The sequence below is a fragment of the Embleya sp. NPDC025285 genome (assembly GCF_055558835.1).
The window spans coordinates 1-13,162 of record NZ_JBVHLU010000009.1; the positions used below are offsets into that span (position 1 = coordinate 1).

Consider the following 13,162-nt stretch of genomic DNA (forward strand, 5'->3'; position numbering starts at 1 on the left):
ATGCTGATGACGGCGTGCCAGGACACGGACTCGGACAAGAACACCGGCGCCGCACCGCCCCCCGCCTCCGCACCCGCCGGCCAGGCCGGCAACGCCCCCACCCAACCCGCCGCCTCCACCACCACCGGCGGCAACCAGAGCGGCGGCCAGAGCGGCGGTACGACCCCCGCCGGAAAGACCTCCGCCGGCCAGGGCACCACCGGCACCGGCACCACTGGCGGGGCCGGAGCCGGCGACAACGGCTCGATCGGCAAGTGCCGCACCGACGACCTCAGGGCCACCGCGCAGGACGCCACCATCAGCGGCGACGACGAACTCACCGTCATGGTGACGTTCAAGAACATCGGCCACAACTGCACGATGTCCGGATTCGCGGGCGTCGACCTCCAGACCGCCAAGGGGCCCCTGTCCGCCGAGCGCCTCGGCGCCCCGGCCGACCCGTTCGTCCTCAAGAGCGACAAGTCCGTGTCCTTCGGCGTCACCTACCCCGGCGGAGCCACCGGCGACTACGGCGTCAAGGTCACGGGCCTGCGGGTCACCCCGCCCGGAGAGACCAGGACCATCACCCTGAACTGGCCCGGCACCCCCACCGTGCCGGTCGTCGACGGCGCCGGCTCCCCGATCAACGTCGGCCCCATGGGCGGCGCCGGCCAGGGCGGCTGACCCACACCCGCGCAACACCGACGCACACCCCGGGCCCCGCCCCACCGCTTCAAGCGGTGGGGCCCCTGCCCACAGACCCATCAACACAGCCACCCACATGCCGGCCTGCGGTCGGCGTCAGTGCCGGCGCCGACGGATTCATCGATCGGCGTCCAGCGACCCGGTCCCGATGTGCACCGACGCACCGACGCTATGCGTCGTCGTGAGCACCCCGCCGTCCGCCGAGGTCATCGACCGATACGCCCGCGGGAACCGACGGGCGCGGTCGACGGAGCCGAGACCGACACTCGGCACATGAACCAAGAACACGAGGCCACGTCGACGGACCCCGCCGAGATGTTCTCCCGCGCCGGTGACCGCGATGTGCTCAAGCGGACGTAGACAGAGCAACCCGTCCCTGCCGCTGCCGTCGATTACCAGGAAACCTGCGAGACGTCATCCAGGCCCCTCTCGGCGACAGGACGCAACCGACCCACCGAGCCCGCTCGGGCGGATGCGCCGGAAGCCTTGGCCTTCTGGACGAGCCGGGGATATCGCACGTTGGGGCCGAGCGTTCCGCGTGAGAGTGGGCCGCGGTTCGAGACGTTCGTGCGCTCGGTGGGCTGACGACTTGGCGAGTAATGCCGTGTCGCTCGGTGCCCGGGATGTGCTGGTTCGCCGGTGTGAGTGATGTGGTGGATGGGGTAGTTGGGCCGCCCGGGCGGGGAGGGTCGCCAGGTGACGTGACGCGGGCCGGTCGACCGATTGAACCCCCGAGTGCCGCTTCGAGAGCACGCCGCCCACCACTCCGCCACGATCCACGTCACCCCCTTCCGGCGCCGCTGCGAACTCGGTGACTCCCCGGCGCGTCAGCGCCCGCGACTTGATCGCCGACCAGTGATCGACGAGCGCGTGAGGAGAGCGGCCGGAGGCCGCCGCCGCCGCGCGAAGCGCGGCGTTTCCGGGAGCGGCCGGAGGCCGCCGGCGGCGCAGCCGCCCCGCCCGCAGGCGGCTTTTCCAGTGACACTCTGTGTGCGAACGCCCTCGGCGGCTATCACAACCGATCATGTTCGGCCAAATTTGATGAGCTTGTGAACGGGTGGTATAGGCGATTTTCGTGATCAACATCGTCCGTGAGTGCCGAACCGTTTAGGCTCCCCTATTTCTCACCCTGTGTGATTTTTGCCTGCACGCAACCGTTTCTGATCGATCATCAGGTGGGGAAGATCACACCATGATCGTTCCCTACCCGTGTCGCAGATCACATCGTGAGGGGCCTAGGATGGGCGCCGTTCCGGCAGCTTGTGAACCCGGTCACATGCGTGACTCCGGGGGACTGAGAAGGGAGATGGGAGCGCGGTGAACCTGTACGCGCCGATCCTCGTGCTCGGGGGCATTGCCCTGGCCTTCGGAGTGGTCTCCCTCGTGATGGGGGCGCTCACCGGGCCCAAGCGCTACAACCGGGCCAAGCTCGAAGCCTACGAATGCGGCATCGAGCCCACCCCGCAGCCGATCGGCGGCGGGCGATTCCCGGTCAAGTACTACCTGACGGCGATGCTCTTCATCGTCTTCGACATCGAGATCGTCTTCCTCTACCCGTGGGCCGTGTACTTCGACTCGCTCGGGATGTTCGGTCTCGTCGAGATGGTCCTGTTCGTCGCCGCGGTCTTCGTCGCGTACGCCTACCTGTGGCGTCGCGGCGGCCTGGATTGGGACTGACGTGGAAGCAACGGATGATGTGGGACCGATGAGCCGAGACGCCCAGGCTTCCCCACAGGCTTCCCCCAACGACTGACGGAGAGAGGGCATCCGCGTGGGTATCGAGGAGAAGCTGCCCAGCGGCTTCCTGCTGAGCACCGTGGAAGGGCTGGCCGGCTACTTCCGCAAGGGATCCTTCTGGCCGGCCACGTTCGGACTCGCGTGCTGCGCGATCGAGATGATGGCGACCGGCGCGGGGCGCTACGACCTGGCCCGGTTCGGCATGGAGGTGTTCCGCGCCTCGCCGCGCCAGGCCGACCTGATGATCGTCGCCGGCCGGGTCAGCCAGAAGATGGCGCCGGTCCTGCGGCAGATCTACGACCAGATGCCCAACCCCAAGTGGGTGCTGTCGATGGGCGTCTGCGCGTCCTCGGGCGGCATGTTCAACAACTACGCGATCGTCCAGGGCGTCGACCACGTGGTGCCGGTGGACATCTACCTCCCCGGCTGCCCGCCCCGACCCGAGATGCTGATGGACGCGATCATCAAACTCCGCGAGGAGATCCAGGCGGCGCCGCTCGGCGTCAACCGCGAGAAGGCCGCCCGCGCCGCCGAACAGGCCGCCCTGAAGGCGCTGCCCACCATCGAGATGTTGCCCGCGAGCGCCCGCCGCGGCGCGCACGAGCTCGATCCCGGCATCCCGGTCGGCCACGCACCCGACGGGAGCGCCCGATGACCACTCCCGGCAGCACCCCCGAGGAGAAGGCCCAGCTGCCCATCCCCCGCGACGCCGACGTGGAACCCATCGAGGTCCGGCACGGCATGTTCGGCGCGAGCGGATCGGGCGACACCTCCGGCTACGGCAAGCTGGTCCGTACCGTCGCCTTCCCCGGCTCCGCCGCCCGCCCCTACGGCGGCCCGCGCGGAACCGCGGACGGCGAGGGCGAGTTCGACCTGGTCGCCGACGAGCTCTCCGGCGCCCTCGCGGAAGCCGGCATCGAGTTCGACGACGCGATCGAGAAGGTCGTGGTCGACCGCGGCGAACTCACCTTCCACGTGCGCCGCGAGTCGCTGCCCCGGATCGCGCTGACCTTGCGCAACGACCCGGCACTGCGCTTCGAGCTGTGTACCGGCGTCTCCGGTACGCACTACCCCCAGGAGACCGGCCGCGAGCTGCACGCGGTCTACCACCTGCGCTCGATCACCCACAATCGCGCGGTCCGGCTCGAGGTGAGCGTCCCCGACGCCGACCCGCACCTGCCGTCCCTGGTGAGCGTGTATCCCGCGCTGGACTGGCACGAGCGCGAGACCTACGACTTCTTCGGCCTCGTCTTCGACGGCCACCCCGCGCTCACGCGCATCCTCATGCCGGACGACTGGCCCGGCCACCCGCAGCGGAAGGACTACCCGCTCGGCGGCGTGCCCGTCGAGTACAAGGGCGCCCAGATCCCGCCGCCCGACCAGCGGAGGTCGTACAACTGATGAGCGATCAGACAACGACACCCCCATCCGCCGCGCACGCGCGGGAGACCACCGAGGGCCGGGTCTACACGGTCACCGGCTCCGACTGGGACGAAGTGATCCAGGCCGCGGCGGACGCGGAAGAGCGCATCGTCGTCAACATGGGCCCGCAACACCCCTCCACCCACGGTGTGTTGCGGCTGATCCTGGAGATCGACGGGGAGACCGTCACCGAGGCCCGCTGCGGAATCGGTTATCTGCACACCGGCATCGAGAAGAACCTGGAGTTCCGCAACTGGACCCAGGGCGTCACCTTCGTGACGCGCATGGACTACCTGATGCCGCTGCACAACGAGACCGCGTACTGCCTCGCGGTGGAGAAGCTGCTCGGCATCACCGACGACATCCCCGAGCGCGCGCAGGTGATCCGGGTCCTGCTGATGGAGCTCAACCGGATCTCCTCGCACATGGTCTGCCTGGCCACCGGCGGCATGGAGATCGGCGCGCTCACCGTGATGACCTTCGGGTTCCGCGACCGCGAACTGATCCTCGACGTGTTCGAGATGATCACCGGGCTTCGGATGAACCACGCCTACATCCGCCCCGGCGGCCTCGCCCAGGACCTTCCGCCCGGCGCCGTGGACAAGGTCCGCGAGCTGGTGAACATCCTGCCCGGCCGGATCCGCGAGTACGAACTGCTGCTCAACGACAACGCGATCTTCAAGGGCCGCACCCAGGGCATCGGCTACCTCGACCTGGCCGGCTGCATGGCCCTGGGCCTGACCGGCCCGGTGCTGCGCTCCACCGGACTGCCGCACGACCTGCGCAAGACGCAGCCGTACTGCGGCTACGAGAACTACGAGTTCGACGTGGCCACCGCGGACTCCTGCGACTCCTGGGGGCGGTACCTGATCCGCATCGAGGAGATGAAGCAGTCGCTGCGGATCGTCGAACAGTGCCTGGACCGGCTGGCCCCCGGCCCGGTCATGGTCGGCGACAAGAAGATCGCCTGGCCCGCGCAACTCGCGCTCGGCTCGGACGGCCTGGGCAACTCGCCCGCCCACATCGCGAACATCATGGGCACCTCGATGGAGTCCCTCATCCACCACTTCAAGCTGGTCACCGAGGGCTTCCGGGTACCACCGGGCCAGGTCTACAGCGCGATCGAGTCGCCACGCGGCGAACTGGGCGTACACGCGGTCAGCGACGGTGGCACCCGCCCCTACCGCGTGCACTTCCGCGACCCCTCGTTCAACAACCTGCAGGCCATGGCCGCGATGTGCGAAGGCGGTCAGGTGGCCGACGTGATCGTCGCAGTGGCGGGCATCGACCCCGTCATGGGAGGTGTCGACCGATGAGTACGGACCTGGGCATGCCGATGCCGCCGGCCAAGCCGGCTCCGCCGTTCCCGCCCGCGGTGCGCGCGCGCCTGGAGGTGGACGCGAAGGAGGTGATCGGGCGCTACCCGCAGGCCCGCTCGGCGCTGCTGCCGCTGCTGCACCTGGTGCAGGCCGAAGAGGGCTACGTCACCGGCACCGGCATCGAGTTCTGCGCCGACATGCTGGGCCTGACCACGGCGGAGGTCTCCGCGGTCTCCACCTTCTACACGATGTACCGGCGCCGCCAGGGCGGCGACTTCCACGTCGGCGTCTGTACCAACACGCTGTGCGCGGTGATGGGCGGCGACGAGATCTTCGCGAGCCTGAAGGACCACCTCGGGATCGGCAACAAGGAGACCACCGCCGACGGTGTGGTCACCCTGGAGCACATCGAGTGCAACGCCGCCTGCGACTACGCGCCCGTGGTGATGGTCAACTGGGAGTTCTTCGACGACGCGACCCCGCAGTCGGCCAAGGAACTCGTGGACGACCTGCGCGCGGGCAAGGACGCGGTGCCCACCCGCGGCGCGCGACTGTGCACCTTCCGGGACACCTCGCGGATCCTGGCCGGCTTCCCGGACGAGCGACCCGGCGCGGTCGACGAAGGCGGCGCCGGCGGCGCGGCCAGTCTGGTCGGGCTGCGCATCGCCAACGGCACGCACACCGAACGGCCGGCCCGGACCGCCACCCCGCCCGCCCCCCGGCGCGCCGGCGAGGAGAGCGCGGACGAGGCTCCGCGGACCCCGAGTTCGCACGACGCCCCGGCGCCCACCGCCGAGTCCGACCCGGCCCACCCCGCGCCCGCCACCGACCAGGACGGGGACCAAGCGCCGTGACCGAGCCCTCCCTCCTCACCCCCGTGCTCTCCGCGAACTGGGACGAGCACCAGCCGTGGACGCTGGACACCTACCGGCGCGGCGGCGGCTACGACGGACTGCGCAAGGCGCTGGCGATGCACCCCGACGAGGTGATCCAGACCGTCAAGGACTCCGGTCTGCGCGGTCGCGGCGGCGCGGGCTTCCCCACCGGCATGAAGTGGGGCTTCATCCCGCAGAACGACGGCAAGCCGCACTACCTCGTGGTCAACGCGGACGAGTCCGAGCCGGGAACCTGCAAGGACATCCCGCTCATGTACGCCAACCCGCACGTGCTGATCGAGGGTGTGATCATCGCGTCCTACGCGATCCGCTCCGAACACGCGTTCATCTACGTGCGCGGCGAGGTGGTCCCGGTGCTGCGCCGACTGCACAACGCGGTCCGCGAGGCGTACGCCGCCGGCTACCTCGGCAAGAACGTGCTGGGCTCGGGCTTCGACCTCGAACTCACCGTGCACGCGGGCGCCGGCGCGTACATCTGCGGCGAGGAGACCGCGCTGCTCGACTCGCTCGAGGGCCGCCGGGGCCAGCCCCGACTGCGCCCGCCCTTCCCGGCGGTGGCCGGCCTGTACGCGTCCCCGACCTGCGTGAACAACGTCGAGTCGATCGCTTCGGTGCCGCCGATCCTGAACAAGGGCGTCGAGTGGTTCCGCTCGATGGGCTCGGAGAAGTCGCCCGGCTTCACGCTGTACTCGCTGTCCGGACACGTCGAACGACCCGGCCAGTACGAGGCCCCGCTCGGGGTCACCCTGCGCCAACTCCTGGACCTGGCGGGCGGCGTGCGCGAGGGGCACCGGATCAAGTTCTGGACGCCCGGCGGCTCGTCCACGCCGATGTTCACCGACGAGCACCTGGACGTGCCGCTCGACTACGAGGGCGTCGGCGCGGCCGGTTCCATGCTCGGCACCAAGGCGCTGCAGATCTTCGACGAGACCGTGTGCGTGGTGCGCGCCGTGCTGCGCTGGACCGAGTTCTACGAGCACGAGTCCTGCGGCAAGTGCACACCGTGCCGCGAAGGCACCTACTGGCTCACCCAGTTGCTCACCCGACTCGAGCGCGGCGAGGGCACCGAGGAGGACCTGGAGACGTTGCTCGACGTCGCCGACAACATCCTCGGCAAGTCCTTCTGCGCGCTCGGCGACGGTGCGGCGAGCCCGATCCAGTCCTCGCTCAAGTACTTCCGCGACGAGTACCTGGCGCACTTCGAGCACGGCGGCTGTCCGTTCGACACCGCGGCATCCACCGCGTGGGCGAAGACAGCCCCCGCTTCAACCGGGGCAGGAGCGCACAGCTGACATGACAGTCACGACCAACACCCCCGCGAGCGGGCCGCCGGCCCCCAAGCCGGAGGACCTCGTCACCATCTCGGTGGACGGGATCGACGTCTCCGTGCCCAAGGGCACCCTGGTGATCCGGGCCGCCGAGCTGATCGGCATCCAGATCCCCAGGTTCTGCGACCACCCGCTGCTCGACCCGGTCGGCGCCTGCCGGCAGTGCCTGGTCGAGGTCGAGGGCCAGCGCAAGCCGCTCGCGTCCTGCACCACCACCGTCACCGACGGCATGGTCGTGCGCACCCAGCTCACCTCGCCGGTCGCGAAGAAGTCGCAGGACGGGGTGATGGAGCTGCTGCTGATCAACCACCCCCTGGACTGCCCCGTCTGCGACAAGGGCGGCGAGTGCCCGCTGCAGAACCAGGCGATGGGCGCGGGTCGTTCGACCTCGCGCTTCACCGAGGTCAAGCGGACCTTCCCCAAGCCGCTGCGGATCTCCTCCGAGGTGCTCCTGGACCGCGAGCGCTGCGTGTTGTGCGCGCGCTGCACCCGCTTCTCCGAGCAGGTCGCGGGCGACCCGTTCATCGCGCTGATCGAACGCGGCGCACTCCAGCAGGTCGGGATCTACGAGAAGCAGCCGTTCGAGTCCTACTTCTCCGGCAACACCATCCAGATCTGCCCGGTCGGCGCCCTCACCTCGGCCGCCTACCGGTTCCGGGCCCGGCCGTTCGACCTGGTGTCCTCCCCGACCACGTGCGAGCACTGCGCGTCCGGGTGCTCGCTGCGCGCGGACCACCGGCGGGGCAAGGTGCTGCGCCGGCTGGCCGGCGACGACCCCGAGGTCAACGAGGAATGGAACTGCGACAAGGGCCGCTTCGCGTTCCGCTACGCCACTCGACAGGACCGGCTCACCTCCCCACTCATCCGGGACGAGGACAGCGGCGAACTGGTTCCCGCGTCCTGGTCCGAGGCACTGGGCGTGGCCGCTCGCGGGCTGGCCGCCGCCCGCGGCTCGGCCGGCGTCCTGGTCGGCGGCCGGGCCACCCTCGAGGACGCCTACGCGTACGGCAAGTTCGCCCGGGTCGCGCTGGACAGCAACGACATCGACTTCCGGGCCCGCGAACACTCCGCCGAGGAGGCCGAGTTCCTCGCCGCCGAGGTGGCCGGTACCGGGCTGGGCGTGACCTACGCCGAGTTGGAGAAGGCCCCCGGTGTGCTGCTCGTCGGGTTCGAACCCGAGGACGAGTCGCCGATCGTGTTCCTGCGGCTGCGCAAGGCCGCCCGCAAGGGCCTGAAGGTGTACGGCATCGCGCCGTTCGCCTCGGCCGGCCTGATCCGGATGAAGGGCAGCCTGCTGCGGGCCGCGCCCGGCACCGAGACCGAGTGGCTGTCCGCCCTCGGCGACCCGGCGATCGAGGGCGAACTGGCCCGGGGCGCGGCGGACCTGCTGCGCACCCCGGGCGCCGTCGTGCTCGTCGGCGAACGACTGGCGGGCGTGCCGGGCGCACTGGCCGAGGTCACCGCGCTGGCCGCGCGTACCGGAGCCCGACTCGCCTGGATCCCGCGCCGGGCCGGCGAGCGCGGCGCGCTCGACGCGGGCGCGCTGTACAACGTGCTCCCGGGCGGGCGACCGCTCGGCGATCCGGCGGCCCGCGCCGAGGTGGCCTCGCTCTGGCGGGTCGCCGACCTGCCCGGCGGCTACGGCCTGGACACCACCTCGATGCTCACCGCGGCCCGCGAACAGCGCCTGGCCGCGCTCGTGGTCGGTGGCGTCGACGTGGACGACCTGCCCGACCCGGCCGGCGCCCTGGCCGCACTGGACGCGGCCCGCTTCGTGGTCAGCCTGGAACTGCGGCACAGCGCGGTCACCGAACGCGCCGACGTGGTCTTCCCGGTCGCCGCGCCCGTCGAGAAGCCGGGCACCTTCGTCGACTGGGAGGGCCGCGAGCGCCCGTTCGCCACCGTGCTGAAGAAGGACCAGCTCACCGGCGACCTGGCCGCGGTGATGTCCGACCTGCGCGTGCTCGACGCGATCGCCGAGGCGATGGCCGAGCAGCGCGAGGGCACCGCGATCGAACTGCCCTCGCTCACCGCCGCCCGGCGCGAACTGCGCCGGCTCGGCCGGTGGACCGGCGACCGGGGGCCGGCCCCCGAGGGCCGGGCCCGCGAACTTCCTCGTCCCGGCGCGGGCGAGGCCGTACTGGCCACCTGGCGTCTGCTCCTGGACGAGGGCCGGGGCCAGGACGGCGAACCCCATCTGGCGGGCACCCGGCGTGCGCCGGTCGTCCGGCTGTGTGCGTCCACGGCCGCCGAGATCGGCGCCGAGGACGGGGGCGGCGTCACCGTGACCTCGTTGCACGGGGAGGTCACGTTGCCGCTGCGCGTCACCGACATGACCGAGCGCGTGGTGTTCCTGCCCGCGAACTCGCCGGGCTCCTCGGTGCGTCGCGCACTGGGCGTCGGCGCGGGCGAGGTGGTCAAGATCCGGCCGGCAGTGGTCGATCTCGCCCAGGCCGAAGGCCCACCCAACGGCACCGGCCACAACGGTCGGACCGCACACGTTCACGAGGAGGAGCGGTGACGGACAGCGGCATGCAGCTCGCCGCCGTCGGGTTCGGCACCGACGTCTGGTGGCTGGTCCTGCTCAAGGCGGTGCTCATCTTCGCGTTCTGCGTCGTGATGACGCTGTTCGCGATCTGGTGGGAACGCAAGGTCGTGGCCTGGATGCAGATGCGCATCGGGCCCAAGTACACCGGACCGCAGGGCCTGCTCCAGTCCCTCGCGGACGGCGTGAAGCTCGCGCTCAAGGAGGACATCACCGTCAAGGGCGCCGACAAGGCCGTCTACATCATCGCCCCGATCGTGGCGATGGTCCCGGCGTTCATGGCGTTCGCGGTGATCCCCTTCGGCCCCGAGGTCTCCATCTTCGGGGAGCGCACACACCTGCAACTGACCGACCTGCCGGTCGCGGTCCTCTACATCCTCGCGGTCGCGTCCGTGGGCATCTACGGCATCGTGCTCGCGGGCTGGTCCTCGGGCTCGACCTACCCGCTGCTCGGCGGGCTGCGCAGCTCGGCGCAGATGATCTCGTACGAGATCGCGATGGGCCTGTCGTTCGCGGCGGTCTTCCTCTACGCCGGCTCGATGTCCACGTCGGAGATCGTCGCCGCCCAGCAGGACACCTGGTACGCCGTCCTGCTGCCGGTCTCGTTCATCATCTACGTCGTCGCGATGATCGGTGAGACCAACCGCGCGCCGTTCGACCTCCCCGAGGCCGAGGGCGAGCTGGTCGGCGGCTTCCACACCGAGTACTCGTCGCTGAAGTTCGCGCTGTTCTTCCTCGCCGAGTACGTGAACATGGTCGTGGTCAGCTCGCTGGCGACCACCCTGTTCCTCGGCGGCTACCTCGCGCCGTGGCCGATCACCGCGGTCTGGGACGGCGCCAACTCCGGCTGGTGGCCCTTCCTCTGGTACTTCCTCAAGGTCCAAGCCTTCATCTTCGTGTTCATCTGGCTGCGCGGCACGCTGCCGCGGTTCCGCTACGACCAATTCATGAAGATCGGCTGGAAGGTGCTGATCCCGCTCTCGCTGGTGTGGCTGATGCTGGTGGCCACCGTGCGCGCGCTCAAGAACGAGGGCTACGAGCAGTCCCGGATCGTGCTGTGGGTCGCCGGCGGCGTGGTCGCCCTGCTCCTGCTGTCGATCCTGTGGGACGCGGTCACGCCCAACAAGGACGAGGAGGCCGACGCGAAGGCGGCCGGCCCCGAACCGTTCGACCCGATGGCGGGCGGGTTCCCCGTACCGCCGATGCCGGGACAGCAACTCCCGCCGGTGCCGCGCCGCAACGTGCGCAAACCCGAGCCGGTCGGAGTGCCGGCCGCGGCGGAGCCCCCGGCCGACCGCACTGAAGGAGAGGCATAGACCCGTGCCCAAGTTCCTCGGACCGGTCGCGGGGTTCGGTGTCACCTTCGCGACGATGTTCAAGAAGGCGAACACCGAGTACTACCCGTACGAGAAGAAAGTCACCGCACCGCGATTCCACGGCCGGCACCAGCTCAACCGGTACGCCGACGGCCTGGAGAAGTGCATCGGCTGCGAACTGTGCGCGTGGGCGTGTCCCGCCGACGCGATCTTCGTGGAGGGTGCCGACAACACCGACGAGGAGCGCTTCTCGCCCGGTGAGCGGTACGGCCGCAACTACCAGATCAACTACCTGCGCTGCATCTTCTGCGGCCTGTGCATCGAGGCCTGCCCGACCCGGGCGCTGACCATGACCAACGAGTTCGAGCTCGCCGACACCAGCCGGGCGAGCCTGATCTTCACCAAGGAACAGCTGCTCGCGCCGCTGTACGAGGGCATGGTCCCGGCGCCGCACGAGATGTACCCGGGAACCACCGACACCGACTACTACCTGGGCAAGGTCACCGCGGCCGCGCCCGGCACGGTGACCCAGGGGCAGCCCCGCGAGACGGCCGAGGCGCACAAGCAGGGGACGGAGGCGGGCCGATGAGCCCCGGAATCGACTTCGCGGCCGAGGTCACCAAGACCTCCACCGGTGAGGCGCTGCAGTTCTGGGTGCTCGCGGCCGTCGCGCTGATCGGCGCCCTGGCCACCGTCTTCATGAAGAAGGCGGTGCACAGCGCGCTCGCGCTGGTCACCACGATGATGTGCCTGGCGATCTTCTACCTGGCCCAGGGCGCGATGTTCCTGGGCATCGTGCAGATCGTGGTCTACACCGGCGCGATCATGATGCTGTTCCTGTTCGTGCTGATGCTGGTCGGCGTCTCCTCGGTGGACTCGCTCAAGGAGACGCTGAAGGGCCAGCGGATCGCCGCCGCGGGGCTCGGCCTGGGCTTCGGCATCCTGCTCGTCGCCGGCATCGCCAACGCGTCCATCACACACTTCAGCGCCTTGGCCACCAAGACGCCGGGCAGCCGTCCGGTCTACCCCGCCGAGACCGACGACGAGGCACTGCGCGCGGTGGCCGAGGGCAACGTCCAGGGCCTGGCGCACCAGATCTTCACCAAGTACATCTGGGCCTTCGAGATGACCAGCGCGCTGCTGATCACCGCGGCGGTCGGCGCGATGGTGCTCGCGCACCGCGAGCGGCTGGTGGCGCGCAAATCCCAGCGCGAACTCTCCGAGGAGCGGGTGCGCGATAACAAGCAGGTCGCGCCGCTGCCCACGCCCGGCGTGTACGCCCGGCACAACGCCGTGGACGTGCCCGCGCTGCTGCCGGACGGCAGCATCTCGCAGTTGTCGATCAACAACACGCTCCGTGCGCGCGGACAGATCCGCGACGTCAGCGCCGAGCAGGTGCACAGCGTCGCCGAGTTGGAGAGCGCCGGCACCGACACCGACGACGAGGCGTGGCCGGACGAGTCGGACGGACCCTCGTCCGCGCCGGTGCCCACCGCCCGGCAGGAACACGACGACGCCGACACCTCGGCGGGCGACGGGTCGGGCAACGAGGTTGCCGCCGGCGCAGGCTCCAAGGAGGGGCGCCCGTGAACCCGGTGAACTACCTGTACCTGTCCGCGCTGTTGTTCACCATCGGCGCGGCCGGGGTCCTGCTCCGGCGCAACGCGATCGTCGTGTTCATGTGCGTCGAACTGATGTTGAACGCGTGCAACCTCGCGTTCGTGACGTTCGGCCGCATGCACGACAACCTCGACGGCCAGATCATCGCGTTCTTCACGATGGTCGTCGCCGCGTGCGAGGTCGTGGTCGGACTGTCCATCATCATCGCCATCTTCCGCAGCCGCCGTTCGGCCTCGGTCGACGACGCCAGCCTCATGAAGTGGTAGGTCGGAACCGGTGATCGAAACCTCCTCCC

At 70.0% G+C, this 13,162-nt stretch carries 12 protein-coding genes; all 12 read left to right on the forward strand.

Going from position 1 to position 13,162, the window contains the following annotated elements; translation table 11 throughout:
* A partial coding sequence (locus ACZ4FV_RS07880) for a DUF4232 domain-containing protein (RefSeq protein ID WP_465322157.1) occupies positions 1–663 on the forward strand: 663 nt, incomplete at its 5' end.
* Between the two features lie 1,338 nt (positions 664–2,001).
* On the forward strand, positions 2,002–2,361 hold the full coding sequence (locus ACZ4FV_RS07885; protein WP_395871826.1) for an NADH-quinone oxidoreductase subunit A: 360 nt from the start codon (positions 2,002–2,004) through the stop codon (positions 2,359–2,361).
* 94 nt (positions 2,362–2,455) lie between these two features.
* Entirely contained in the window at positions 2,456–3,076 is a 621-nt protein-coding gene (locus ACZ4FV_RS07890) for a NuoB/complex I 20 kDa subunit family protein (RefSeq protein ID WP_395871824.1), read from the forward strand.
* Entirely contained in the window at positions 3,073–3,822 is a 750-nt protein-coding gene (locus ACZ4FV_RS07895; protein WP_395871822.1) for an NADH-quinone oxidoreductase subunit C, read from the forward strand. The genes ACZ4FV_RS07890 and ACZ4FV_RS07895 overlap by 4 nt, the downstream gene beginning before the upstream one ends.
* Positions 3,822–5,159, forward strand: a complete 1,338-nt coding sequence (locus tag ACZ4FV_RS07900) for an NADH-quinone oxidoreductase subunit D (RefSeq protein WP_395871821.1) — start codon at positions 3,822–3,824, stop codon at positions 5,157–5,159. The genes ACZ4FV_RS07895 and ACZ4FV_RS07900 overlap by 1 nt, the downstream gene beginning before the upstream one ends.
* Positions 5,156–6,016 (forward strand): NADH-quinone oxidoreductase subunit NuoE, encoded by an 861-nt coding sequence (gene nuoE / locus ACZ4FV_RS07905; protein ID WP_395871818.1) that lies wholly within the window; start codon positions 5,156–5,158, stop codon positions 6,014–6,016. The genes ACZ4FV_RS07900 and nuoE overlap by 4 nt, the downstream gene beginning before the upstream one ends.
* The gene (gene nuoF, locus ACZ4FV_RS07910; RefSeq protein WP_395871816.1) at positions 6,013–7,350 is read left to right on the forward strand and encodes an NADH-quinone oxidoreductase subunit NuoF; all 1,338 of its coding nucleotides are present in this window, start codon (positions 6,013–6,015) and stop codon (positions 7,348–7,350) included. The genes nuoE and nuoF overlap by 4 nt, the downstream gene beginning before the upstream one ends.
* Before the next feature lies 1 nt (position 7,351).
* Complete coding sequence (locus tag ACZ4FV_RS07915) at positions 7,352–9,907, forward strand: NADH-quinone oxidoreductase subunit G (protein ID WP_465322160.1); 2,556 nt, start codon at positions 7,352–7,354, stop codon at positions 9,905–9,907.
* An 11-nt stretch (positions 9,908–9,918) separates the two neighbouring features.
* Entirely contained in the window at positions 9,919–11,247 is a 1,329-nt protein-coding gene (gene nuoH, locus ACZ4FV_RS07920) for an NADH-quinone oxidoreductase subunit NuoH (protein ID WP_395871836.1), read from the forward strand.
* Positions 11,248–11,251: 4 nt separating this feature from the next.
* Entirely contained in the window at positions 11,252–11,836 is a 585-nt protein-coding gene (nuoI, locus tag ACZ4FV_RS07925; RefSeq protein WP_395871812.1) for an NADH-quinone oxidoreductase subunit NuoI, read from the forward strand.
* Positions 11,833–12,837 (forward strand): NADH-quinone oxidoreductase subunit J, encoded by a 1,005-nt coding sequence (locus tag ACZ4FV_RS07930; protein WP_395871810.1) that lies wholly within the window; start codon positions 11,833–11,835, stop codon positions 12,835–12,837. The genes nuoI and ACZ4FV_RS07930 overlap by 4 nt, the downstream gene beginning before the upstream one ends.
* The gene (nuoK, locus tag ACZ4FV_RS07935; protein WP_020549317.1) at positions 12,834–13,133 is read left to right on the forward strand and encodes an NADH-quinone oxidoreductase subunit NuoK; all 300 of its coding nucleotides are present in this window, start codon (positions 12,834–12,836) and stop codon (positions 13,131–13,133) included. Before ACZ4FV_RS07930 ends, nuoK begins: the two co-directional genes overlap by 4 nt.
* The last annotated feature ends 29 nt before the right edge of the window (positions 13,134–13,162 follow it).